This is a genomic window from Actinoplanes sandaracinus (assembly GCF_030009775.1).
Taxonomy (GTDB): domain Bacteria; phylum Actinomycetota; class Actinomycetes; order Mycobacteriales; family Micromonosporaceae; genus Actinoplanes; species Actinoplanes sandaracinus.
In genome coordinates, this window is the sequence record NZ_JASCTH010000002.1 from 84,000 (window position 1) to 107,748 (window position 23,749).

Annotated in this window: 21 protein-coding genes; 9 read left to right on the forward strand and 12 right to left on the reverse strand. The window is 70.8% G+C overall.

Annotation, left to right across the window (positions count from 1 at the left end; genetic code table 11):
- Window positions 1–134: 134 nt before the first annotated feature.
- From infB to rimP, 4 genes are all read right to left on the reverse strand, one after another.
- A complete protein-coding gene (gene infB / locus QLQ12_RS03030) occupies window positions 135–3,239 on the reverse strand; it encodes a translation initiation factor IF-2 (RefSeq protein WP_282756976.1) in 3,105 nt (1,034 codons plus the stop codon).
- A gap of 93 nt (window positions 3,240–3,332) precedes the next feature.
- Entirely contained in the window at window positions 3,333–3,734 is a 402-nt protein-coding gene (locus QLQ12_RS03035; RefSeq protein ID WP_282757330.1) for a YlxR family protein, read from the reverse strand.
- A complete protein-coding gene (nusA, locus tag QLQ12_RS03040) occupies window positions 3,712–4,728 on the reverse strand; it encodes a transcription termination factor NusA (RefSeq protein WP_282756977.1) in 1,017 nt (338 codons plus the stop codon). The genes QLQ12_RS03035 and nusA overlap by 23 nt, the downstream gene beginning before the upstream one ends.
- Complete coding sequence (gene rimP, locus QLQ12_RS03045; RefSeq protein ID WP_282756978.1) at window positions 4,725–5,354, reverse strand: ribosome maturation factor RimP; 630 nt, start codon at window positions 5,352–5,354, stop codon at window positions 4,725–4,727. Before rimP ends, nusA begins: the two co-directional genes overlap by 4 nt.
- 177 nt (window positions 5,355–5,531) lie before the next feature.
- Here rimP and QLQ12_RS03050 point away from each other — a divergent pair, with 177 nt between their 5' ends.
- From QLQ12_RS03050 to QLQ12_RS03060, 3 genes are all read left to right on the forward strand, one after another.
- Window positions 5,532–5,945, forward strand: a complete 414-nt coding sequence (locus tag QLQ12_RS03050) for a hypothetical protein (protein ID WP_282756979.1) — start codon at window positions 5,532–5,534, stop codon at window positions 5,943–5,945.
- A 90-nt stretch (window positions 5,946–6,035) separates the two neighbouring features.
- Window positions 6,036–6,461, forward strand: coding sequence for a ferritin-like domain-containing protein (locus QLQ12_RS03055; RefSeq protein ID WP_282756980.1), 426 nt, complete (start codon window positions 6,036–6,038; stop codon window positions 6,459–6,461).
- A 26-nt stretch (window positions 6,462–6,487) separates the two neighbouring features.
- Window positions 6,488–7,213, forward strand: coding sequence for a nucleotidyltransferase domain-containing protein (locus QLQ12_RS03060; protein ID WP_282756981.1), 726 nt, complete (start codon window positions 6,488–6,490; stop codon window positions 7,211–7,213).
- Between the two features lie 46 nt (window positions 7,214–7,259).
- Here the strand turns inward: QLQ12_RS03060 and map are convergent, their stop codons facing one another.
- Entirely contained in the window at window positions 7,260–8,117 is an 858-nt protein-coding gene (gene map / locus QLQ12_RS03065; protein ID WP_282756982.1) for a type I methionyl aminopeptidase, read from the reverse strand.
- Between the two features lie 80 nt (window positions 8,118–8,197).
- On the opposite strand from map, the gene QLQ12_RS03070 reads away from it, so the two are divergent.
- Window positions 8,198–8,512, forward strand: a complete 315-nt coding sequence (locus QLQ12_RS03070; RefSeq protein WP_282756983.1) for an STAS domain-containing protein — start codon at window positions 8,198–8,200, stop codon at window positions 8,510–8,512.
- Between the two features lie 82 nt (window positions 8,513–8,594).
- On the opposite strand, the gene QLQ12_RS03075 is transcribed toward QLQ12_RS03070, so the two are convergent.
- The 7 genes from QLQ12_RS03075 to QLQ12_RS03105 form a co-directional block, all read right to left on the reverse strand.
- Complete coding sequence (locus tag QLQ12_RS03075) at window positions 8,595–12,134, reverse strand: SpoIIE family protein phosphatase (RefSeq protein WP_282757331.1); 3,540 nt, start codon at window positions 12,132–12,134, stop codon at window positions 8,595–8,597.
- A gap of 84 nt (window positions 12,135–12,218) precedes the next feature.
- Window positions 12,219–12,953, reverse strand: a complete 735-nt coding sequence (locus QLQ12_RS03080; protein ID WP_282756984.1) for a gamma-glutamyl-gamma-aminobutyrate hydrolase family protein — start codon at window positions 12,951–12,953, stop codon at window positions 12,219–12,221.
- Window positions 12,954–12,955: 2 nt separating this feature from the next.
- Window positions 12,956–13,651, reverse strand: a complete 696-nt coding sequence (locus QLQ12_RS03085; RefSeq protein ID WP_282756985.1) for a gamma-glutamyl-gamma-aminobutyrate hydrolase family protein — start codon at window positions 13,649–13,651, stop codon at window positions 12,956–12,958.
- Between the two features lie 170 nt (window positions 13,652–13,821).
- Entirely contained in the window at window positions 13,822–14,586 is a 765-nt protein-coding gene (locus QLQ12_RS03090; protein WP_282756986.1) for a 3-oxoacyl-ACP reductase, read from the reverse strand.
- On the reverse strand, window positions 14,587–15,948 hold the full coding sequence (locus QLQ12_RS03095; RefSeq protein ID WP_282756987.1) for an aldehyde dehydrogenase family protein: 1,362 nt from the start codon (window positions 15,946–15,948) through the stop codon (window positions 14,587–14,589).
- Window positions 15,949–15,966: 18 nt separating this feature from the next.
- Window positions 15,967–17,313, reverse strand: coding sequence for a glutamine synthetase family protein (locus tag QLQ12_RS03100; protein WP_282756988.1), 1,347 nt, complete (start codon window positions 17,311–17,313; stop codon window positions 15,967–15,969).
- Between the two features lie 13 nt (window positions 17,314–17,326).
- On the reverse strand, window positions 17,327–18,823 hold the full coding sequence (locus tag QLQ12_RS03105; RefSeq protein ID WP_282756989.1) for an amino acid permease: 1,497 nt from the start codon (window positions 18,821–18,823) through the stop codon (window positions 17,327–17,329).
- Between the two features lie 613 nt (window positions 18,824–19,436).
- Here QLQ12_RS03105 and QLQ12_RS03110 point away from each other — a divergent pair.
- From QLQ12_RS03110 to QLQ12_RS03130, 5 genes are all read left to right on the forward strand, one after another.
- Window positions 19,437–19,763 (forward strand): MerR family transcriptional regulator, encoded by a 327-nt coding sequence (locus tag QLQ12_RS03110; RefSeq protein WP_282756990.1) that lies wholly within the window; start codon window positions 19,437–19,439, stop codon window positions 19,761–19,763.
- A 29-nt stretch (window positions 19,764–19,792) separates the two neighbouring features.
- Entirely contained in the window at window positions 19,793–21,031 is a 1,239-nt protein-coding gene (locus tag QLQ12_RS03115) for a sensor histidine kinase (RefSeq protein WP_282756991.1), read from the forward strand.
- On the forward strand, window positions 21,028–21,672 hold the full coding sequence (locus tag QLQ12_RS03120) for a response regulator (protein WP_282756992.1): 645 nt from the start codon (window positions 21,028–21,030) through the stop codon (window positions 21,670–21,672). Before QLQ12_RS03115 ends, QLQ12_RS03120 begins: the two co-directional genes overlap by 4 nt.
- A 68-nt stretch (window positions 21,673–21,740) precedes the next feature.
- Window positions 21,741–22,634: an ABC transporter ATP-binding protein gene (locus QLQ12_RS03125; protein ID WP_282756993.1), complete on the forward strand. Its 894-nt coding sequence runs from the start codon at window positions 21,741–21,743 to the stop codon at window positions 22,632–22,634.
- Window positions 22,631–23,698, forward strand: coding sequence for an ABC transporter permease (locus tag QLQ12_RS03130; protein WP_282756994.1), 1,068 nt, complete (start codon window positions 22,631–22,633; stop codon window positions 23,696–23,698). Before QLQ12_RS03125 ends, QLQ12_RS03130 begins: the two co-directional genes overlap by 4 nt.
- Window positions 23,699–23,749: the final 51 nt, after the last annotated feature.

The following is a 23,749-nucleotide window of genomic DNA, read 5'->3' on the forward strand; positions in this document are numbered from 1 at the left end:
CCCGCCCTGGACACACCCCCCGAACGCAAAACGCCGCCGGTGAGGAGGCAGGTGATTTTCCGCGGAGCGAAGCGGAGCAATGAGCACGGCCCCCGGCGCCGAAGCACCGGGGGCCGCCGAAAACCACTCGGACGTTACGCCCGAACCTTCTCGCGCATCTCCCACGTCTCGATCACGTCGCCGACCTGCGGCGAGCCGTAACCCTGGAGCGTCAGACCACACTCGAAGCCCTCGCGGACCTCGGTGGCGTCGTCCTTGAACCGCTTCAGCGAGCTGATCGTGACGCTCTCCGCCACCACAGTGCCGTCGCGCAGGATGCGCGCCTTGGTGTTGCGGCGGATGAGACCGGACCGGACGATACAGCCGGCGATGAGACCGATCTTGGACGAGCGGAACACCTCGCGGATCTCCGCCGTGCCCAGCTCGACCTCTTCGTACTCCGGCTTGAGCAGGCCCTTGAGAGCCGCCTCGATCTCCTCGATGGCCTGGTAGATCACGCTGTAGTAGCGGATCTCCACGCCGGCGCGGTCGGCCATCTCCTTGACCTTGTTCGAGGCCCGGACGTTGAAGCCGATGATCGTGGCCGTCTGCTCCGACGAGGCGGACGCCAGGTTGACGTCGCTCTCGGTGATCGCACCGACACCGCGGTGGATGACCTTGAGCTGCACCTCTTCCGGAATGTCCAGCTTGAACAGGGCATCCTCGAGAGCCTCGACCGAGCCGGAGCCGTCACCCTTGATGACCAGGGTGAGCGAAGCCTTCTCGCCCTCCTTCAGGTCACGCATCAGGTCCTCGAGGGACTTCTGGCGACCCGAGTTCGCGAAGGTGGCCGCACGACGGCGGGCCTGTCGCTGCTCGGCGATCTGCCGCACGGTGCGGTCGTCCTCAGCCGCGAGGAACGTGTCACCGGCACTCGGCACCGAGGTCAGACCCAGGACCAGGACCGGACGAGCCGGACCGGCCTCGGCGACCTGGTTGCCGTTCTCGTCGAGCATGGCCCGGACGCGACCGTGCGCGCCACCCGCCACGATCGAGTCGCCGGCACGCAGCGTGCCCTTCTGCACCAGGACGGTGGCCACGGCGCCGCGACCCTTGTCCAGGTGCGCCTCGACCGCGACACCCTGGGCGGGGCCGTCGATCGGGGCGGTCAGCTCGAGCGCCGCGTCGGCGGTCAGCAGGACGGCTTCGAGAAGCTCGTCGATGCCGATGCCGGGCTTCGCCGCGACGTTGACGAACATCGTCTCGCCGCCGTACTCCTCGGCGAGCAGGCCGTAGTCGGTGAGCTGCTGCCGGACCTTGTCCGGGTTGGCGTCCGGCTTGTCGACCTTGTTCACCGCGACCACGATCGGCACGTCGGCCGCCTTGGCGTGGTTGAGCGCCTCGACCGTCTGCGGCATGACGCCGTCGTCGGCCGCGACCACCAGGATCACGATGTCGGTGACCTTGGCGCCACGGGCACGCATGGCGGTGAACGCCTCGTGACCCGGGGTGTCGATGAAGGTGATCGCCCGGTCCTCCCCCTGGTGGGGGACGACGACCTGGTAGGCGCCGATGTGCTGGGTGATGCCACCCGCCTCGCCGGCGACCACGTTGGTCTTGCGGATCGCGTCGAGCAGCTTCGTCTTACCGTGGTCGACGTGACCCATGACGGTCACCACCGGCGGCCGGGTGACCAGCCGGTCCTCGGCAACCGCGGCGTCGAGGTCGATGTCGAACTGCGCGAGCAGCTCACGGTCCTCGTCCTCGGGGCTGACGATGACGACCTCGAAGCCGAGGTGCACGCCAAGCAGCTTCAGGGTGTCGTCGGACACCGACTGCGTGGCGGTCACCATCTCGCCCAGGTTGAACATCTCCTGGACGAGCGAGCCAGGGTTCGCGTTGATCTTGTCAGCGAAGTCGGAGAGCGACGCGCCACGGGACAGCCGGATCTCCTGGCCGTTACCGCGCGGAGCGCCCGAACTCATCTGCGGAGCAGACAGGTTGTCGAACTCCTGACGCCGCTGCTTCTTCGACTTGCGGCCGCGGGTCGGCCGGCCGCCGGGACGCCCGAAGGCACCCGCCGCACCGCCGCCACGACCACGGCCACCGGCGCCACCGGGACGACCGGGCGCACCAGCGCCGACCGGACCACCGGTACCGCCGCCGGGACCACCCCGGTAACCGCCGCCGCCACCAGCGCCGCCGCCACCACCGGGACGGAAACCGCCACCAGCGCCGCCGCCACCACCGGGACGGAAACCGCCACCAGCGCCGCCGCCACCACCGGGACGGAAACCACCGCCACCGCCGCCGGGACCGCCACGGCCCGCACCGGGACCACCGGGACGACCAGCGCCGCCACCGGGGCCGCCACGTCCGGCGCCGGGACCGGCGGGACGCTGCGAGGGCATCGAGGCGGGGCTGGGCCGCGGAGGCATCGAGGCAGGGCTCGGCCGCGGAGGCATGCCCGGCTGGTTCGGACGCGGCATCGAGGACGGCGAGGGACGCGGAGCGCCGCCACCGGAGACACCGAACGGGTTGTTACCCGGGCCACGCGCGGGCGGACGCGGAGCGCCGCCACCCGGACCGGGACGTGCGCCGCCGGGAGCACCCGGAGCGCCGGGACGACCGGCCGCCGGCGAACCCGGACGAGGCGGAACGCTGCCCGGACCCGGCCGACGCGGCGGCTGAGCGCCGCCCTCGGTCGTGCCCTGCGGCCGGCGCTCGGCATCCCGCGAACGGGCTGCCTGGGCGGCCTGTGCGGCCTTGACCGACGCTTCCTGCTCGGCCTTCAGCGCTGAGGCGCGCGCCTCAGCGGCCGCCACCTCGATGTCGTGCGCGCTGGCCGGTTTCGCGACCGGGCCGGGCACGGGGCCCGGACGGCCGGGAACGGGCGGCTTGGGCCGCACGAACGGGCCGGGCGCGGGCGCCGGGGACGTAGGACTGTTGGTGGGCGCTCCCTGCGGCGTGCCCGGACGACGCGGCGGCTGAGGCCGCCCCATCGGCGGCCCCGGACGCGGGGAACCGGACGCGCTCGGACCGCCGGAGGCGGCGGGAGCACCTGACGACGGAGCCGACGGGGACGCCGGAATGGCGCCGCCCTGCTCCAGAGCGCCACGAAGCCGTCGGGCCACCGGGGCCTCGACGGTGCTCGATGCGGATTTAACGAACTCGCCCATGTCTTTCAATGTGGCGAGCACGGTCTTGCTATCGACCCCGAGCTCTTTGGCGAGCTCGTGTACGCGGGCCTTGCCTGGCACTGCACTCCTCACTTTGAGGTCGTGCGAGCAGCGCCCGCACTGACCTCACTCGTGCACTAGAAGCCTGGTCATTTCAGGGACTTCATCGTGTGCTCATCTGGGTCGTCCTACCTTGCTGGGTCGTGACGAAAGCGCCGACGCCTCGTCATCGGTGGTTCCGCACGGCACGGAGACCGTGCGGATGTGCTCCGCAAGCAGTTCTGGGTTAGCAAATCCAGAGAGTCGCAACGCACGCCCGAAAGCGCGACGCCGCTCTGCCTGCGCGAAGCAGGCCGGATCGGGGTGCAGATGAGCTCCCCGCCCCGGCAGTCGGCGGGCCGTATCGGGCAGAAGCCGGAGGTCTCCCCCCGAATCTGCCGCGACGAACCGCAGCAAATGACTGGCCGGCGCGCGTTTGCGGCAGCCGACGCAGGTTCGCGTCGGGCCGACCGAGAGCAAGTCTACCCCTCGATCCTGCCCGGCGCGTATCCGGTCAGTTCCCCGCCTCGGCCGCATCACGGTCCGAGACTCTAGCGGGCTCGCTGTCCGGGCGGATGTCGATGCGCCATCCGGTGAGACGGGCGGCGAGCCGGGCGTTCTGGCCCTCCCTGCCGATCGCCAGCGAGAGCTGGAAATCCGGCACGGTCACCCTGGCTGTACGGCTGGCTAGGTCGACCACCTCGACCCGCAACGCCTTCGCAGGTGAGAGGGCGTTGCCCACGAACCTGGCCGGGTCGTCCGACCAGTCGATGATGTCGATCTTCTCGCCGTGCAACTCGCTCATGACGGCCCGGACACGCTGGCCCATCGGACCGATGCACGCGCCCTTGGCGTTGACGCCCGGAACGGTCGTCCGCACCGCGATCTTCGTACGGTGACCTGCCTCACGTGCGATCGCGGCGATGTCCACGGTCCCGTCGGCGATCTCCGGCACCTCGAGGGCGAACAGTTTCTTCACCAGCGCCGGATGCGAGCGGGACAGGGTGATCTGCGGCCCGCGGAAGCCCTTGGCCACGTGGACCACGATGCACCGGATCCGGGTGCCGTGCGGGTACGACTCGCCCGGAACCTGCTCGGACTGAGGCAGCACCGCTTCCAGCTTGCCCAGGTCGACGGTCACGATGTGTTTCTCGGCACGGGCGGCGTCGGCCTGCACCACACCGGTGACCAGGTCGCCGTCGCGGCCCGCGTACTCACCGAAGTGCTGTTCGTCGGTGGCCTCCCGGAGCCGCTGGAGGATGACCTGCTTGGCGGTCATCGCGGCGATCCGGCCGAAGTCGTGCGGAGTGTCGTCCCACTCGCGCACCAGCGTGCCGTCGGCGTCGAACTCGCTCGCCAGCACGGTGGCGACGCCGCTCTTGCGGTCGATCTCCACCCGGGCGTGGCTCTCCGCCCCGTCGGTGTGCCGGTAGGCGGTGAGCAGTGCGGTCTCGATGGCCGAAATGATCGTCTCGAACGGGATCTCCCGCTCGCGCTCCAGGGCGCGCAGCGCCGCGAGGTCGATGTTCATTCCTCGCCCTCCCCTTCGTCTTCGTCGTCTTCTTCGTGGTCGTCGGACTCGTCGAACTCGGCTTCGTCCAAACGCTTGAACTCGATCTGGACCTTGCCCGCTCCGAGCTCGGCGAAGCCGAGTTCCCGGGTGGCCCCGTCCACGTCCAGCACCACACCGGCCTCATCGGCCGAGACGATCCGGCCGATGAGGCCGTTCACCTCGACCAGACGGCCGGCGTTGCGCCGCCAGTGCCGCGGCTCCGTGAGCGGCCGGTCCACCCCTGGCGAGCCGACCTCCAGCTGATATTCACCGGCGACCAGCTCGCCGCCGGACTCCTCGGCGGTGTCGAGCGCATCGGAGATCGCCCGGGAGACCACCGCCACGTCGTCCAGGCTGATGCCGCCGTCGGTGTCGACCAGGACACGGACCACGAACCGGCGGCCGGCCCGGGTCAGGGCCACGTCCTCCAGGTCGTAACCGGCCTTGGCGACCACCGGCTCGATCACCTCGCGGATCCGGGCGCGGGCGGCGCTCAGATCGACGCGGGGCAGGACGGGGGTTTTCCGGGTCTCCGGCTCGGGCCGGGAACGGCGGTCGCCGGGGCGACCACCGGGCCGGGCCCCGGCGCGACCACGCTGCGTCATCGGGCTCGACCTCTCGCTAGCTTTCTCGCAGGAACGACTATATGCCGCCGGGCAGAATGCGGCCCCGCGGCTGACGCTGAGCCTAACGCGCCGACCGGCGGGGCGAAGCAGCGCCGCACCGAATGGTGTTGACTGGGCTCTGTGCTGACGAACTCACGGCGATTCCTCCTCGGTGCGATGGTGGGTTCCGCCGCGCTCGCCGGCTGCGGCGTCTTCGACCGGGAGCCGGAGCCCGCGCCGCAGCCCGACCCCCTGCAACCGCTGCTCGACGAGTCCCTGGCGCTGGCCGCCGCCTACGACCGGGCGATCGCCGCGCAACCCGGCCTGGCCACCCGGCTCACCCCGCTGGCCGAGGACCACCGGGCGCACGCCACCGAACTCGCGCGGGTGATCGGCACGGCCGTTCCGTCGGCCGCGCCGTCGGCGTCCGCCCCCGCCTCCACTGCGGACACCGTGGCTACCCTGCGTAAGGCCGAGCAGGCCGGGCAGAAGACCGCGGTCGCCGTCTGCCAAGCGGCGCCGGCCGCCCGGGCCGCCCTGGCCGGATCGATCGCCGCCTGCCGGGCCACACACGCCGAAGCGCTGCGCTGAACCGGAACTCCCAGGCCGGCCCGCCTGCGCGAAGACCCCACGCGAACACTGCGCTGATCGGGACGGCACGGACCGGTTACTGTTCGCGGCGTGACGGAACAACTCGCCGCCGCCCTCGCCGCCGAGGAGGCGGCCATCTATGCGTACGGCGTGATCGGTGTGCATCTGAAGGACGGCGACGAGGTGTCCCGCGCCCGGTCCGCCGAGCTTGAACACCGGGCCCGCCGGGACGGCCTGGTGGACCGCCTCGACGAACTGAAGGCCAGCACCGCCCCGGCGCCACCGGCGTACCGGCTGCCGTTCGAGGTCTCCGACCGGGAGGGCGCGCTCAAGCTGGCCGTCCACGTGGAGGACGGGGTGGCGCAGGCATGGCGGGCCCTGCTCCCGGTCACCGAGGGAGCCGAGCGCCTCGACGCCCTGTCGTTTTTGACCGACTCCGCGGTTCGTGCGACCCGCTGGCGGCGCATCGCCGAGGTCACACCGCTGACCATGGCCTTCCCGGGGCGCCCGAGCTGATGATCGGGGCCACCCTGGGTCGGTGAATGGCCGAGAATGAGGGGGTGATCGCCGACCTCGACGCCACCTCACCCCGCGGGTCGCTCGCGATCCGGCTGCGCGACGCCATCCAGCAACGGTGGCCGGCCGAGGTTCAGGCCATCGGGCTGTTCGGGTCGATGGCACATGGTGACGACACCGACAGCAGCGACGTGAACGTGGCGGTGGTGACGTACCGGGCGAAGACCGGCCCGAAACCCACCCAGCGGATGGTCGACGGCATCCCGGTGGACCTGCGGGTGGTGACCGCGGAGGACGGGCTGGGCCAGGCCCGGCTGCTGACGCCGGGCTGGCCGTTGCAGGCCGACGCCTTCATCACCACGTTTCCGCTCCTCGACCCGCGAGGCTATTTCAAGGACCGGCGTGAGGCTCACCTCACGCTGCTGTCCGAGGCCCGGCCGATGGAGTTCACCGGCCTGGCCCGGCACAACTGGTCGGTCGCCAACGGCGCGCACGCCCGGGCCGTCCGGCTCACGCAGTGGTACGACACCGACGCCGCCCTGATCCTGATGGCCGAGGCCCGGCTGCACGCCGCCATGGTCGCCGGTCTCCTGACTCGCACCCATTTCCGCAACACGGCCCACGCGGTCAAGCACACCGGCGTGGCCGCGGCCGACATGCAGGAGCTGGGCGCGATCCTGAAGTACCAGGCGGAGGAGCTGACCGCACGCGGCCGCCCGGTGGACGGCCGCCTCGGCGCGCTCTTCGACTGACGGCCCTCAGGCGAGGCTGATCGTCCTCACGGCAGGCTGACCGTCCTCACGGCAGGGTCAGGATCTCGTAACCGTCGTCGGTGACCACCAGGGTGTGCTCGAACTGGGCGGTCCACTTGCGGTCCTTGGTGACGACCGTCCAGTTGTCCCGCCAGATCTCGTACTCGTGGGTGCCGAGGGTGATCATCGGCTCGATGGTGAACGTCATGCCGGGTTCCATGACGGTGGTGAGCTGCGGGTTGTCGTAATGCGGAACATACAGACCGGAGTGGAACGCCTCGCCGATGCCATGGCCGGTGAAGTCCCGGACCACGCCATAGCCGAAGCGTCGCGCGTAGGCCTCGATGACCCGGCCGATGACGTTGATCGGGCGGCCCGGCGCGACCGCGCGGATGCCCCGCATCATCGCCTCGTGGGTGCGCTCGACCAGGAGGCGGGCCTCCTCGCTCACCTCGCCCACACAGAACGTGGCGTCGGTGTCGCCGTGTACCCCGTTCAGGTACGCCGTGACGTCGACGTTGATGATGTCGCCGTCCTCGATGACGGTGGAGTCCGGGATGCCGTGGCAGATCACCTCGTTGAGTGAGGTGCAGCAGGACTTGGGGAAGCCCTTGTAGCCGAGGGTCGACGGATAGGCGCCGTGGTCCAGGATGAACTCGTGCACCACCCGGTCGATCTCGTCGGTGGTCACCCCGGGTTTGCAGTGCTCTCCGGCGAGTTGGGTGGCCTGTGCGGCGATCCGGCCGGCGATCCGCATCTTCTCGATCGTCTCGGCGGTCTGCACATGGGAGCCGCGCCACTCACGGGGGCGTTTCTTGCCCACGTATTCGGGACGGACGATCTGGGCCGGGACCGATCGCGCACGCGACTGCTTTCCCGGTACGAGTGGGGCACGTACGGTCATGACTACAGCCTAACCGCCCCCGAATGCGCCGACCGGCCCTGTCCTTGCCGCCTCCAGGCCGCTGTGAAATCGTGTTCGGCGTGGATCACGAGGCCCCGGACCCGTACTTCTCCGCGGTCGGCGAGGTGACCGGCGACCGTGTCACCGTCACGGTGACCGGCGAGGTCGACATGGCGACCGCCGGCACGCTCTTCGAGGCCGCCACTCCGGATCGGGTCGCTGCCGCCACCCTGGATCTGCGCGCGGTCACCTTCTTCGACTCGGCCGCCATTCACACGCTGATCCGGCTGGCCGAGCACTATCCGGGCACGCTCCGGGTGTTCCCGTCCGAGCGGGTGCAACGGGTGCTGGACATCTCCGGACTCGGCGAGCAGCCCTGGCTCACCGCCTCGTAAGCGACAGCGAGCAGCCCCTGGCCGGGGACTGGCTCACCGCCTCGTGAACGACAGCGAGCAGCCCCTGGCCGGGGACTGGGGCTCACGGCCTCGTGAGAGGACGCCGCAGGCTCACCTCGGTGCCCTCGGCGGAGCGGTGCACCGACAGTTCGGTGAGCGCGCCGATCAGGGCCAGCCCACGGCCCCGGAACCCGGCGTCGGTGGCCGGGCGCCAGCTCCCGGTGTCGCGGACGGTCACCAGCACCGCGTCCGGCAGGAGCGACGCGGTCACGGTGATCACCGGCTCGGCCGGGTCGACCGGGTGCTCGACGGCGTTGGCGGCCGCTTCGGAGACCGCCACCACCAGGTCGAAGGAGTCCGCCTCGGGCACGTCGTGCGCGGCCAGGAAGTCCTCCAGACGGCGGCGCATCACGATGAGCCGGCCCGGTTCGGCCGGCAGCCGCAGCACGAACTCGCGGGGCTCGGTCACCTCCATGGCGACCAGCGCGATGTCGTCCCGGCGGGTCTGCCGGGACGCCTTGGCCAGCAGCGTGTCGAGCAGGTCGTCGATGTGTTCGGTGGGTTTCGCGACGTCCGCGGTCAGCTCGGCGAGACCGTCGTCGATGCCCCGGCGGCGGTCCTCGATCAGGCCGTCGGTGTAGAGCAGCAGGCGGGCGCCCGCCTCCAGCCAGATCTCCCGGGTGGGGTAGGTGACCGACCCGAGCGCCCCGATCGGCGGGCCCAGCGCCGAGCCGTGCAGGAAGGTGCCCGTCTCGCCGGGCTGGATCAGGACCGGTGACGGGTGGCCGGCCGACGAGAAGCGCATCCGCCGGGTCCGTGGGTCGAACCCGACGCAGATCACGGTCGCGAACTGCCGCCGCCCGAGCGTGTCCACCAGCCGGTTCAGGCGGCTCAGCGCGGTGCCGCAGTCGAAGCCCTCCAGCAGGTACGCCCGCAGCGCGTTCCGGAGCTGCCCCATTCCGGCGGCGGCCTGCACGCCCTTGCCGACCACGTCGCCGATCACCAGGAACAGCTCGCCGTCCGGGCCGGCGATGACGTCGTACCAGTCGCCGCCCACCCGTGCCTCGCTGCTGCCGGGCACGTAGCGGCCGGCCACGAGCGCGCCCGGCACCCGGGGCAGGGTCTGCGGCAGCAGGCTGTGCTGCAGGGTGGAGGCGATCCGGTGCTCGGTCTCGTAGAGCCGGGCGTTGGCCAGCCGCAGCCCGACCAGGCGGGCCAACTGGGTGAGCACCACCGGTTCGGCCGGGCCGCTCGCGCCGGACCACACCCGCAGTTCGCCCAGCGGCGGCCCGGTGGTGTCCGGCAGCGGCAGGATCACGTCGGGCGGTGCCGACCCGGCGGCGCCACCGTCGCGTTCGGCCCGGCCGTCGGGCGTGGTCAGCACCACCCGGCCGGCCGACGTCATGGTCAGCACGTGGCGGGCCGCGACCTCGAGCACCTCGGCGGTGGTGGGGACGGCGTTCAGGGCGGCGGCCGCGTCGACGAGTCCGCGCAGCCGGCTGACGATCTCCCGGCGCAGCTGGCCGAGTTCGAGGTTGGCCCGGACCCGGGCGGTCAGCTCTCGGGTGGAGAACGGCTTGACCAGGTAGTCGTCGGCGCCCGCGGCCAGGCCTTCGACGGCCGCCTCCTCGCCGGCGCGGGCCGAGAGCACCACGATGGGGACGTCGCGGGTCCGCGGGTCGGCGCGCAGTTCGGCGATCAGGCCGAAGCCGTCCAGCCGGGGCATCATCACGTCGGTGAGCACCAGGTCGAACTGCTGCTCCCGGGCCAGTTCCAGGGCGCTCACGCCGTCCACCGCGGTGACCACCGACCAGTACGGCCGGAGTAGACGCGACACGTGCTCGCGCAGATCGGCGTTGTCGTCGGCGAGCAGGATCCGCCCGCCGGGGCCGTCGAACGCCGGCTGCGGCGCCGCCGGGCCGTCCCCCGCCCACCAGGTCGCCTCGTCGACCCAGAGCCGCGGCTCGACCGCGTCGGCGGGCGGCGACGGGTCGTCGCTGATCCGCTCCGGTGGCAGGTGAGCGGTGCCGAACGGGATCCGCACGGTGAACTCGCTGCCCTGGTTCGGCCGGCTGCGCACACCCGCCGAGCCGCCGTGCAGCCCGGCCAGTTCCCGGACCAGCGCGAGCCCGATCCCGGAGCCCTCGTGGCTGCGCGACCAGGCCCCGGTGACCCGGTGGAAGCGGTCGAAGAGCAACGCCTGCTCGGCCTCCGGGATGCCGACGCCGGTGTCGCGCACCGACAGCACCGCGTTGCCGTCCTCGGCCCGGACCCGCACCTCGACGCCGCCCTCCCGGGTGAACTTGACGGCGTTGGAGAGCAGGTTGAAAACGATCTTCTCCCACAGTTCGTGGTCGACGTGGACCGGTTCACCGAGCGGGGGCGCCTCCACGGTGAGCGTCAGCCCGGCCCGCTCGATCGCCGGCCGGAAGGTCCCGGCCAGCCGCGCGGTGTGCTGCGCCAGATCGGTCGGCCGGTAGACGGCCGCCATCCGGCCGGACTCCATGCGCGAGACGTCGAGCACGGTGTTGACCAGCTTGAGCAGGCGCAGCGCGTTGCGGTGCACCGGGACCAGCCGCTCGCGCGCCCCCGCCGCCGCCGGGTCCTCCAGCAGATCCTCCAGAGGACCGAGGATCAACGTCAGCGGGGTACGGAACTCGTGGCTCACGTTCGAGAAGAAGCTGGTCTTCGCCTGATCCAGGGCGGCCAGGTCGGCGGCCCGCCGGCGCTCGTGCTCGAACGCCCGCACGTTGGCGACGGCCCGGGAGATCTGCGCCGCCGCCAGTTCGAGGAAGTCGAGGTAGCCGGTGTCCAGCGCCAGGAACCGGCTGACTCCGAGGACCAGGGCGCCGACCGTGTCCGCGCCCGAGCCGACCGGCAGCACCAGCGCGTCGTCGGCGGCGGACGGCGCCGGGTCGGTCAGCTCGGCCAGCGGGATCAGTCCGGGCTTCCCGCCGGCCAGCACCGCGCGGATCGCCGGGTGCGGTGCGGGGTCGTCCAGGATCAGCGCGGCGAACGGCACGTCCCGGGTGTCACCGGTGAGCACCGCGGCGGCCTGGTCGGCGAGCGCGGCCTGGTCGGGTGAGTCGGCGAGGCGGCGGCCCAGCGCGCTGAGCGTGCGCACCCGGCGCTCGCCGAGGACCCGGCCGGTGGTCTCGCTGACGATGCACAGCACCCCGCCGGGAACGCCGTCGGCGGACCGGATCGGGTCGTACGAGACGTCGAAGTACGTCTCCTCCAGGAAGCCGTACCGCTCGATCATGAAGAGGTGGTCGCGGGCGTAGAACGACCGGTCGTCCGCGATCACTCCGTCGAACAGCTCACGCAGGACGTCCCAGATCTCGCCCCACAGCTCGCGCCCGGGCCGCCCGAGAAATCCGGGATGCTTGCCGCCCATCGTCGCGGCGTACGTGTCGTTGTAGAGCGCCACGTACTCCGGGCCCCAGAAGAGGATCATCTGGGCCTGTGACGCGAGCATGGTGGTGACCGCGTCGGCCAGCTCGGGCGGCCAGGCGGACGGCTCACCGATCGCGGTGGCGGACCAGTCCAGTGCGGACATCCGGGCGCCCATCTCGCCGCCCCGCTCGAAGGCGTTGCGCAACCGCCTCGGCACGGGACCCATACGCATGCCTCCCACGGATCCACGGGACCCGGTCGGCACACCCGGTCCGGTCGCACGTTAACACCGGACCGGGGGGACCGCTCGTCAGGCGGCGGCCACGCGGTCCCGCACCGACGCCTCGGCCAGGGCTTTGAAGGAGCGCAGGTCGGCGGTGCGTTCGGGGTGCCACTGCACGCCCAGCGCGAAGGCCGGGCCGGGATGCTCGACGATCTCGATGGTCTGGTCGTCGGGGCACCAGCCGACCGGGATGAACTCACCCGGATCGGCGATCGCCTGATGGTGGAACGAGTTCACCGTGAGGGTGCGGCCGAAGAGGCGGTGCGCCATCGTGTCCTCCTCGACGACCACGTCGTGCCGGCCGTAGTCACCGGCGCCGGCGGCGAGCGGGTCGGTGCCGGACGCCGCCCGGTGCCGCTCGTGGCCGACCACGTCGGGCAGGTGCTGGTGCAGCGAGCCGCCGGTGGCCACGGCCATCAGCTGCATGCCCCGGCAGACGCCGAGCATCGGCAGGCCGGCCGCGAGGGCGGCACGCATCAGCATCAGCTCAGCGACGTCCCGGACCGTGTCGACCTCGGTGGCCGGGTGACGCGGGGCGCCCCAGTTGGCCGGGTCGATGTCGCCGCCGCCGCAGAACACGATCCCGTCCAGCGCCTCGAGCACGTCGGTGCCCGGCTCGTCGGGTGTGATCAGGACGGCCCGGCCGCCGGTGGCGTGCACCGCTCTCACGTAGGTCATCGGCAGCATCCCGGCCATCAGTTCGTTGCGGCCGTACTGCACGTGCTCGGCGTACGCGGTGAGGCCGATCAGCGGTCTGCGCATGTCTAACGAGTCTCCTTGCTGGCCGCCACCACCAAGGCGCCGAAGAGCCGCCGGTCACGGCCGACCTCCGGATGCCACTGGACGCCGAGGACGAACCGGTGGGACGGGTCCTCCACCGCTTCGGGCAGGCCGTCCGAGGCCCGCCCGGTGACGGTGAGCGAGCCCGCGCCGTCGATGCCCTGGTGATGGAAACAGTTGATGGTCGTGTCCGGGCCCATCAGCCCCGCGATGCGGCTGCCTGGGACGAAGGTCGCGTGCTGCTCCCCGTAGATGCCGGGGCCTGGACGGTGCTTCTCGTGGCCGAGCACGTCCGGCAGGTGCTGGTGCAGGGTGCCGCCGGCCGCGACGGCGAGCATCTGCATGCCCCGGCAGACGCCGAGGACCGGCAGGTCGCGGTCGAGGGCGGCGCGGAGCAGCAGCAGTTCGGCGGTGTCCCGCTCCGGGTCGGTCACGGTGTGCGCGCCGTGGTCCTGGCCGTACAGCGACGGCTGCAGGTCGGGGCCGCCGGCCAGCAGCAGGCCGTCCAGACGGTCGAGCACATCGGGATCGTGGTCGTCGGGCGGAAGGATCACGGCGCGCCCGCCGGCGAGCCGGATCGCCTCGGTGTAGTCGTGCGGGACCAGCGCGGACGGAAGATCGGTCCAGACGCCCCACGTCGCGGGCAGCACATAGGACGTTATGCCGATGATCGGACGCATCGCACCACCGTAGTCACAGGCGCGCGGCGCCGGAGAACCGGCGCCGCGTCACGGGCCCTTCTGTCCCACCCGCGCGGGATCTCGACCGCATGGGCGGGGATTCGACCCCATACACCTTGTTGAACTGGGCGTTCAGGGGTTGCATCCCCACCGTAGCGGGTCGGTAAACATCAGAGCGGTGTTACGTACGCTCCGGTGATACCGCCGTCGACGACGAACTGCGAGGCCGTCATGAACGACGCGTCGTCACTCGCCAGGAACGCCACCGCGGCGGCGATCTCCGCGGGTTCGGCGAACCGGCCCATCGGCACGTGCACCAGCCGGCGGGCGGCCCGTTCCGGGTCCTTGGCGAAGAGATCCATCAGCAGCGGGGTGGCCACCGGGCCGGGGCAGAGCGCGTTGATCCGGATGCCTTCCCGGGCGAACTGCACGCCCAGTTCCCGGGTCATCGCCAGCACGCCGCCCTTGCTGGCGGTGTAGGCGATCTGCGAGGTGGCCGCACCGAGCAGAGCCACGAACGAGGCGGTGTTGATGATCGAGCCCTTGCCCTGCCGCTGCATGTGCGGGATCGCGTACTTGCAGCAGAAGAACACGCTCGTCGTGTTGACCTTGAGGACGCGCTCCCAGGCGTCCAGGCCGGTGACCAGGATCGAGTCGTCGTCGGGCGGCGAGATGCCGGCGTTGTTGAACGCGATGTCGACCCGCCCGTGCCGTTCCACGACGCCGTCGAAGAGCGACCTGACCTGCTCCTCTTCGCTGACGTCGCAGGCCACGAACTCGCCGCCGACCTCCTCGGCGACCGCTTTCCCGGCCGCCTCGGAGATGTCCACGGCGACCACCTTGGCGCCCTCCTCGGCGAACCTGCGGGCCGTGGCCAGGCCGATCCCACTGCCGGCGCCGGTGATCACGGCGACCCGGTCCTGTAAACGCTCCACTCACTCTCCCGTTGCGATATAGACGTTCTTCACGTCGGTGAACGACAGCAGCGCGTCCGGTCCCAGCTCGCGGCCGAGGCCGGACTGTTTCATGCCACCGAACGGCGTCCAGTACCGGACCGATGAGTTGCTGTTGACACTCAGCGCACCGGTCTCCACGGCTCGTGCCATCCGCAGGGCGCGGCCCACGTTCGACGTCCAGACCGAGCCGGAGAGGCCGTACTCGGTGTCGTTGGCCAGCCGGACCGCCTCCTGCTCGTCCCGGAACGGCAGCACACTCACGACGGGGCCGAAGATCTCCTCGCGCCAGTGCCGGTCGGCGGCCGAGCGCGCCAGCAGAACGGTCGGCGGGAACCACCAGCCGTCACTGTCGGGGCAAGAGCCACGGAACGCCACGTCAGCGCCGTCCAGATAGGAGGAGACCGTGGCACGCTGACCGGACGAGATCAGCGGCCCCATCTCGGACAAGTCGCTGGAGGGATCCAAGACCCGGAAATCGTGGACGGCCGGTTCCAGCAGGGCGAGGAATTCGTCGTACACCGAAGCCTCGACCAGCAACCGCGACCGGGCGCAGCAGTCCTGGCCGGCGTTGTCGAAGACCGCGCCCGGCGCGGCGGCGGCGGCGGCGGAGAGGTCGGCGTCCGCGAAGACGATGTTGGCGCTCTTCCCGCCGAGTTCCAGAGTCACCCGTTTCACCTGGTCGGCGCAGCCCGCCATGATCGACTTGCCGACCTCGGTGGAGCCGGTGAAGCAGACCTTGCGCACCGCCGGATGGGTGACGAACCGCTGCCCGACCACGCTGCCCTTGCCCGGCAGCACCTGGAACACGTTCTCCGGAAGCCCGGCCTGCAGCGCCAGCTCACCGAGGCGGATCGCGGTCAACGGGGTCAGCTCGGCGGGCTTGAGCACCACCGTGTTGCCGGCCGCCAGCGCCGGGGCGAACCCCCAGCCGGCGATCGGCATCGGGAAGTTCCACGGCACGATGATCCCGACCACGCCGAGCGGCTCGTGGAAGGTGACGTCGAGGCCGCCGGCCACCGGGATCTGCCGCCCGGACAGCCGCTCGGGCGCGCCGGCGTAGTAGTTCAGCACGTCCCGGACGTTGCCGGCCTCCCACCGCGCGTTGCCGATGGTGTGACCCGCGTTGCGTACCTCGAGGCGTGCGAGCTCCTCGATGTTCTCCTCGACCACCGCCGCGAAGCGGCGCAGCAGCCGCGCCCGGTCTCCGGGCGCCACCCGGCGCCACTGGTCGAAGGCCGTCCGCGCACGCTCGATCGCCGCGTCGGTCTCTTCCAAACCCAGCGACGGTACGGTCGTGATGACCGCCCCCGTCGCCGGGTTGATCACGTCAGTCGTCCCCACGCCAAGATCCTCACACACTCAGAGGCGCTCGAAGCCGCGACGCAGTTCCCAGTCGGTCACCGCGGCGTCGTAGGCGGCCAGTTCGACCCGCGCCATGTTGGCGTAGTGCGCCACCACGCCGGCCCCGAACGCCGCCTCCGCGACGCCGCTGGCGGACCACAGGTCAGCCGCGTCCCGCAGCGTCCCCGGCACCCGCTCGGCGGTCTCGTCCTGATAGGCGTTGCCGGCGAACTCGTCCTCCAGCGGCAGCTCGTTCTCGATGCCGTGCAGCGCGCCGGCGATCAGGGCGGCGATCGCGAGGTACGGGTTGACGTCCCCGCCCGGCACCCGGTTCTCCACCCGCATCCCCTGCCCGTGCCCGGCGATCCGCAGCGAGCAGGTCCGGTTGTCGACACCCCAGCGCAACGCGGTCGGCGCGAACGACCCCGGCTGGTAGCGCTTGTACGAGTTGATGTTCGGCGCGAAGAGCAGGCTGAACTCACGCATCGTGGCGAGCAGCCCGGCCAGCACCCGCTGTCCCGTCTCACTGAGGTGGGCCGGCCCGTCACCGAGCATCGCCGACCGGCCGTTCTCGTCGCGCAGCGAGAAGTGGATGTGGCAGGAGTTGCCCTCGCGCTCGTTGGGCTTGGCCATGAAGGTGAGCGCCATGCCCTCCTGCGCGGCGATCTCCTTGGCCCCGTTCTTGTAGATCACGTGATTGTCGGCGCTGGTCAGGGCGTCGGCGTAGCGGAAGGCGATCTCGTGCTGGCCGAGATTGCACTCGCCCTTGGCGCTTTCCGGGACGAGGCCGGCGCCGTACATGTCGTTGCGGATCCGGCGCAGCAGCGGCTCCACCCGCGCGGTGCCGAGCAGCGAGTAGTCCACGTTGTACTGGTTTGCCGGGACCAGGTCGCGGTAGTTCTTGCTGAACGCCTGCTCGTAGGTGTCCCGGTAGAGGACGAACTCCAGCTCGGTGCCGGCGAAGGCGGTCAGGCCGTGCGCCGCCAGCCGGTCGAGCTGGCGGCGCAGGATCTGCCGTGGCGAGGCCGGCACCGGCCGGCCCGCCGTGTCGAGCAGGTCGGCGAGGACGATCGCGGTGCCGGGCTGCCAGGGGACGCGGCGCATCGTGCTGAAGTCGGGCTTCATCACGAAGTCGCCGTAGCCGGTGGACCAGGAGGACATCTCGTACCCGTCGACGGTGTTCATGTCGACATCGACGGCCAGCAGGTAATTGCACCCCTCACTTCCGCCGGACACCACCTCGTCCAGGAAGTAGCGCCCGTGCAGCCGCTTGCCCTGCAGCCGGCCCTGCATGTCGGTCAGGGCCAGCAGGACGGTGTCGATGCTGCCGTTGTTGACGGAGACGTCGAGTTCCTCGAGATCCATGGGATCAGTCCTATCAGTCGGTGGGCTCGCCGTGGGCGGCCTTCTCCAGGAGGTTCTGCTTCGGCCCGGTGAACCATCGGCGGGCGCTCGCGAACCACCAGATCGCGGCCGCGCCGACCACCACCGCCACGGCGACGATCGTGTAGTTGAAGGTCGCCGCGGTGATCGGACTCGACGGCGGTAGCACGAAGAGGACGCAGATGACCGCTACCCAGACGATCGCGATCCAACCGACCGGGGCGCTCCACCTGCCCAGGTTCCACGGGCCGGGCTGGAAGTCCGGGTTGAGCCGGCGCAGCAGGACCGGGCCGACGTAGGCGATGTAGAGGCCGATCACCGCGATCGACGTGGCAGCGGCGTAGGCGGCCGTGTTCCAGAGCGAGGGCAGCACCAGGAGCGTGGAGAGGGTGACGCACAGCCAGATGGAGTTGGTGGGCGTACCGGTGCGGACGTTGACCTTCTTCCAGATCCGCGATCCGGGCAGTGCGTCGTCGCGGGCGAAGGCGTAGGACATCCGCGAGTTCGCGGTGACCGAGGCCATGCCGCAGAACCACTGGGCGACCATGCAGATGAAGAGCAGGAAGACGCCGAGGTCGTGTCCGGCCGCGTCGATGAAGATCTGCGCCGGCGGCAGGCCGAGCGGGGTGTCGCGGGCGGCGTCCCAGTCCTGGATGGACCAGGTGATCGCGAAGAGCAGGACGAAGCCGGCGAGCACCGAGACCACCACCGACATCACGATGCCGCGCGGGGCGGCCCGGGCCGCGTCGTGGGTCTCCTCCGCCACGTGCGCCGAGGCGTCGTAGCCGGTGTAGGTGTACTGCGCCATCAGCAGTCCGATCAGGACGGCGTAGACGCCCGCCCCGGCGAAGGTGAAGCCGGTGGCGTTCTGCACCTCGAAGAACACCTCGGAGACCGGCTTGTGCTGGTCCGGCACGACCGCCAGCACTCCCACGATCACGGCCACGCCGACCAGGTGCCACCAGGCGCTCACGTCGGACAGGACCCGGACCAGGTTGACGCCGAAGGTGTTCAGCAACCCGTGCACGACGATGATGACCAGGAAGATCAGGAACGTCCGGACCGCGGTCACCTCCATGTCGAAGGTGAGGCTGAGGAACGCCGACGTGGTGATCGCGGCGCCGAAGTCGATGGCCGCGGTGACGGCGACCTCGCCGAGGAAGTTGAACCAGCCGATGAACCAGGCCCAGGCGGACTTGTTGCGTTTGGCCAGCGCCGCGGCCCACCAGTAGAGGGCGCCGGCGGTCGGATAGGCCGAACAGACCTCGGCCATGGCCAACGCCACGAACGTCACCATGATGCCGACGAAGAGCCAGCCCAGGGTGATCGCCATCGGGCCGCCGGCCTTCATCGCGATGCCGTACGAGGTGATCGCGCCGGCCAGGATCGAGATGATCGAGAACGAGACGGCGAAGTTGGAGAAGCCGGAGAGCCGGCGGTGAAGCTCCTGTTTGTATCCGAGTTGGGCGAGTCGTTCTTCGTCGGTGCTCATCTGAGATGCCCCCTGCCCGAAGTCTGTGACCTGAGCCACTGATGCGGTCATGATCGCTCCGCCGTGTTACGGGCGTCAATGCGCAGGGTTAATTGCGTTGCCGCGGCAGGGGCCCGATGCGAGCCTTGACGCAAGCGATCCCTCGGCCGGATCGCGTGTGGACACCCCTCCCACAGGCGGCGGCACGGGGCGCGGTCACCTCTCTCTTCGGTTAGCGCCCGCCCCGTGCCGCCGCCTCCCCACGACAGCATTTCCGCAGCTAGTCAGACCTTTAGGCTAAAAAATCTACAGCGGCGACTCTAGAAATTTCGCTCGGATCGGTCTACGTTTGATTTGTCGGTCACGGCCGACACGCAACTGGCACTGTCGCTGAGTTGGAGAAGGAGGACGAGATACCGCAGCAACGCGTAATCACGACGTCCCCGGCCCGACGAGAGGTGATCGCAGCCGATGCACATCACTCCGGTCGACCGCTAGCGGCACGCAGCCGGTCGACCACATGCGCCGGCAAGGTCCGGCACAAGAATTGAAAATCCAGGGCCCCGGTTACCCGCCGGGGTCCTGGACCATGTCTGCCGGCCCTGTGTTCGCCAGCCCTGTGTAGAAAGACCGCATGGACCGAGACAGTCCGGTGTTCAGCATGGGACGCGCCACCGAGACGATCGGTGTGACTCCCGCCTTCCTGCGAAGCCTCGACGAGGCCGGGCTGATCGAGCCGGAACGGTCGGCCGGCGGGCACCGGCGCTACTCCCGCCACCAGCTCGACCTGGCCGTCCGCGTGCGGACGCTGCTCGACGAGGGTTTCCTGCTCGCCGCCGCCTGCCGGATCGTCACCCTCGAAGACCGGCTCGAAGCCGCCCACCGGCACATCCGCGAACTCGGTGGCGAAGTCACCGCCGACCAGGACGCCACCATCCCGACACAGACCCGGCGCGACTGACGACCGCGGTGACGTGGGAGGGTCAGGCCATGTCATCGGTGACCCTCGACGCCTGGCAGCGCCCCGGCCCGACAGCCGGCCAGCGCCGCACCGACCGGTGGACGGGTCTGGCCGTCGCCGTCGTCGGCATTCTCAACCTCTTCCTGGCTCGCCGGGCGGAGATCCTGGAGTCCGAACACGCGGCGGCGCTCCCTGAGCAGATCTGCTGGGTGGTCGCCACGACACTCCCCCTGGTTCTGCGCCGCCGGCACCCCGACATGGTCGCCGTGGTGATCGCGCTGGCCTTCATCGGCGGCCAGTTCCGCGGTTCACAGGAACAGCAGGTCACCACCGGGGCCCTGTTCGCGGCGATCTACACGCTTGGCGCGTGGGGCCCGAATCCGGTCCGGTCCCGTGCGCTGCGGCTGGCCATCATCGGCGCCATGTTCGCCTGGCTCGCGGCGGTCTTCGTGATCTTCGGGCACAGGCTGGACGACGACCCCGCCGTCCGGGCGTCCCTGGCGTTCAACTCGTTCGTGGTGAACGCGGCCTTCTTCGCCTTCTGCTACCTGATGGGCGACGCGGTCCGGCAGAGCGTCCGGCGCAGCCACGAGTTGGAGGAGCAGGCCGCTGAGCTGCGCGCCGCACAGGCTCTGGCCGCCGAGCGCGCCGTCCTCGGCGAACGGGTCCGGATCGCCCGTGAGTTGCACGACGTCGTGGCCCACCATGTGTCGGTGATGGGCATCCAGGCGTCCGCCTGCCGCCGGGCGCTCGACAAGGACCCGGCCCGGGCCCGCACAGCGCTCGCCGCGATCGAGGACGGCGCCCGGAACGCGGTCGACGAACTGCGACGGATGCTCGGCGCGCTGCGCACCTCCAGCCTCATCGAGAAGGAATCGCCGGCCGGCATCGACCGGCTGCCGGAGATCACCGACCGGGCCAGGGACGCCGGACTGACCGTCCGGTACGCCGTCTACGGTGATCCGGTGCCACTGCCCGAATCGCTGTCCCTGGCCGCCTACCGGATCGTTCAGGAAGCCGTGACCAACACCCTCAAACACGCCCACGCCCAGGTCCTCGACATCCGGGTCCGTTACCTCAGCGGGGAGCTCGAACTCGACGTAACCGACGACGGGCGGGGCGGATCCGCGGCGAGCGGCGGCATGGGGCTGGTCGGCATGCGGGAACGGGTGGCGGTCCACGACGGGGCCCTCGAACACGGGCCGCACCCCGACGGCGGATACCGGGTTCGCGCGAGGTTCCCGTACCAGGCGAGTGTCGCCTCATGAGCGTCAGCGTGCTGCTCGCCGACGACCACCAACTGGTCCGCACCGGCTTCCGGGTCATCCTCGAGATGGAGGACGACATCACGGTGGCCGGCGAGGCCTCCGACGGCGGCCAGGCCGTCGAGATGGCCCTGCGCCTGCGGCCCGACGTGGTGCTGATGGACGTCGAGATGCCCGGCATGGACGGCCTGGAGGCAACCCGGCGGATCGCCGCCGAAGGCGGGCCGTCAGTGCTCATCCTGACCACATTCGACCGCGACGACTACCTGTTCGCCGCGCTCCGCGCCGGGGCCAGCGGTTTCCTGCTGAAGAACGGCACCCCGGAAGCGCTGACCGAGGCGATCCGCGTGATCGCCTCCGGAGAGGCTCTGCTCGCCCCGGCCGTCACCCGGCGGGTCATCTCCACCTTCACCACCCCGGTGACCCCCGGCGTCCGGCTCGACCAGCTCACCCCACGCGAGCACGAGGTGCTCGTCCTCCTCGCGGGCGGCGCCACCAACGCCGAGATCGCGGTCGCCCTGCACCTCGGTGAGACGACGGTGAAGACGCACGTCAGCCGGGTGCTGATGAAGCTCGGCGCCCGTGACCGGACGCAGGCCGTCGTGCTGGCGTACGAGCTCGGAGTGGTCCGTCCCGGAGGCTGAGGTCATCCTTGCGGAGGACATCCCCGCGCCGGACGACGGAGCATCGACGGATCTCTAGCGTTAGTGACATGACAACCGTCCTGAACGTGGAGGCCGTGAACCGGTCCTTCGGTGAGCGCCAGGTCCTCAAGGACGTGTCGTTCACGGTGGAGTCCGGCCGGCTGACCGGCTTCGTCGGCGCGAACGGCGCCGGCAAGACCACCACCATGCGGATCATCCTGGGCGTGCTCGCCGCCGACACCGGCACGGTGACCTGGTGCGGGAACCCGGTGACCCGGGAGGACCGGCAGGGCTTCGGCTACATGCCGGAAGAGCGCGGGCTCTACCCGAAGATGACCGTGACCGAGCAGATCGTCTACCTCGGACGGTTGCACGGACTCGGCACCGCCGACGCCAAGCGCCGCACCGCCACCCTGCTGGAACGCCTGGAACTCACCGAGCGCGCCAACGATCCGGTGGAGAAGCTGTCCCTCGGCAACCAGCAGCGGGCACAGATCGCGGCCGCCCTGGTGCACGATCCGCAGCTGCTGGTCCTCGACGAGCCGTTCTCCGGCCTCGACCCGATCGCCGTCGAGACCGTGCTCGCGGTGCTCCGCGAACGGGCCCGTACCGGCACCGCCGTGCTCTTCTCCAGCCACCAGCTGGAACTCGTCGAACGCCTCTGCGACGACCTGGTGATCATCGCCGACGGGACGATCCGCGCCGCCGGCTCCCGCACCTGGCTCCGGGAGCAGTACACCCTCCCCCGGTTCGAGATCGAGGTCGACACCGACGCCGGCTGGCTGCGCGACCAGCCCGGGGTCACCCTGATCGAGCTGGACGGCCACCGCGCCGTCTTCGACCTGGCCGCCGAGGCCGACGAACAGCCGATCCTGCGAGCCGCCCTGGACCGCGGCCCGGTCCGTACCTTCGCCCCGATCCGGCCCTCCCTCGCCGAGATCTTCCGAGAGGTGATCCGATGACCACGTTGCAGGCCGCGAAACTGGTCGCGGGCCGGGAGGTCCGGGTCAAGCTGCGCGACAAGGCGTTCCTGTTCAGCACCGTGCTGCTGCTCTTCTTCACCGCGCTCGGCATCGTCCTGCCGATGCTGCTGGAGGGCGGGCCCACCAAGGTCGCCGTGACCGGCGCCACGCACGTGGCCGCCCTCGAACAGGCCGGCCTGGAGGTCCAGACCGTTCCCGACCTCGCCACCGCCGAACGGCTGGTCCGCGAGGAGGAGGTGGAAGCGGCCGTGGTCGACGGGCCACGGGTGCTCGCCCTGGAGGAGGCGCCGGATGACGTGGTCTCCGCGCTCAGCACCTCGCCGCCGGTCGAGTTCCTCGAGCCCGACGCCGTCAACGAGGCCGCCCGGTTCCTCGTGCCGTTCGTCCTGTCGGTCCTCTTCTTCTTCACGACACTGACGTTCGGCGTACAGATCGCGCAGAGCGTCACCGAGGAGAAGCAGACCCGCATCGTCGAGATCCTCGTCTCCAGCGTCCCCGTCCGGGCCCTGCTGATCGGCAAGGTCGCCGCCATGACCCTGCTCGCCTTCGGGCAACTCGCCCTGCTCGCCGTGGTGGGCCTGATCGGCATGCGGGTCGCGGACGTCGGCGGCCCCGTGATCGACGCGCTCCTGCCGACGGTCGGCTGGTTCCTGCCGTTCTTCATGATCGGCTTCCTGATGCTCGCCACCCTGTGGGCCGGCGTCGGGGCGCTCGCCGCCCGCCTGGAGGACGTCAACGGCACCTCAGCCCCGCTCCAGATGCTGGTGATGACGCCGTTCTTCCTGGTCCTCTCCCTTCAGGGCAATGCGACCGCGATGACGGTGCTGTCCTACATCCCGTTCTCCGCCCCGATCGCGATGCCGGTCCGCATCTTCAGCGGCGAAGCCGCCGCATGGGAGCCCTACCTCGCGCTGGCCGTGCTCCTGGCCGCCACCGCCGCGACCATCCTGGCCGGAGCCCGCATCTATCAGGGCTCGCTGCTGCGCACCAACGGCCGGACCTCCTACGCCACCGCCTGGCGGAACTCCACCCCGGTCGTCTGACCCCAGGTTCGCGCGGCCCCGCCGAGCAGCCCGGGCGCGCGCGGACCCCGG

Bases quoted from the DNA above. Each gene is read 5' to 3' on its own strand.
- QLQ12_RS03050 (WP_282756979.1), top strand. From the start codon at position 5,532: ATGGTGGGTTCCGCCGCGCTCGCCGGCTGCGGCGTCTTCGACCGGGAG.
- QLQ12_RS03035 (WP_282757330.1), bottom strand. From the start codon at position 3,734: ATGCGGCCGAGGCGGGGAACTGACCGGATACGCGCCGGGCAGGATCGA.
- QLQ12_RS03105 (WP_282756989.1), bottom strand. From the start codon at position 18,823: ATGAGCACCGACGAAGAACGACTCGCCCAACTCGGATACAAACAGGAG.
- QLQ12_RS03115 (WP_282756991.1), top strand. From the start codon at position 19,793: ATGTCATCGGTGACCCTCGACGCCTGGCAGCGCCCCGGCCCGACAGCC.
- nusA (WP_282756977.1), bottom strand. From the start codon at position 4,728: ATGAACATCGACCTCGCGGCGCTGCGCGCCCTGGAGCGCGAGCGGGAG.
- QLQ12_RS03110 (WP_282756990.1), top strand. From the start codon at position 19,437: ATGGACCGAGACAGTCCGGTGTTCAGCATGGGACGCGCCACCGAGACG.
- rimP (WP_282756978.1), bottom strand. From the start codon at position 5,354: ATGACGCAGCGTGGTCGCGCCGGGGCCCGGCCCGGTGGTCGCCCCGGC.
- QLQ12_RS03100 (WP_282756988.1), bottom strand. From the start codon at position 17,313: ATGGATCTCGAGGAACTCGACGTCTCCGTCAACAACGGCAGCATCGAC.
- map (WP_282756982.1), bottom strand. From the start codon at position 8,117: ATGACCGTACGTGCCCCACTCGTACCGGGAAAGCAGTCGCGTGCGCGA.
- QLQ12_RS03125 (WP_282756993.1), top strand. From the start codon at position 21,741: ATGACAACCGTCCTGAACGTGGAGGCCGTGAACCGGTCCTTCGGTGAG.
- QLQ12_RS03130 (WP_282756994.1), top strand. From the start codon at position 22,631: ATGACCACGTTGCAGGCCGCGAAACTGGTCGCGGGCCGGGAGGTCCGG.
- QLQ12_RS03120 (WP_282756992.1), top strand. From the start codon at position 21,028: ATGAGCGTCAGCGTGCTGCTCGCCGACGACCACCAACTGGTCCGCACC.
- QLQ12_RS03080 (WP_282756984.1), bottom strand. From the start codon at position 12,953: ATGCGCAGACCGCTGATCGGCCTCACCGCGTACGCCGAGCACGTGCAG.
- QLQ12_RS03075 (WP_282757331.1), bottom strand. From the start codon at position 12,134: ATGGGTCCCGTGCCGAGGCGGTTGCGCAACGCCTTCGAGCGGGGCGGC.
- QLQ12_RS03085 (WP_282756985.1), bottom strand. From the start codon at position 13,651: ATGCGTCCGATCATCGGCATAACGTCCTATGTGCTGCCCGCGACGTGG.
- QLQ12_RS03060 (WP_282756981.1), top strand. From the start codon at position 6,488: ATGGCCGAGAATGAGGGGGTGATCGCCGACCTCGACGCCACCTCACCC.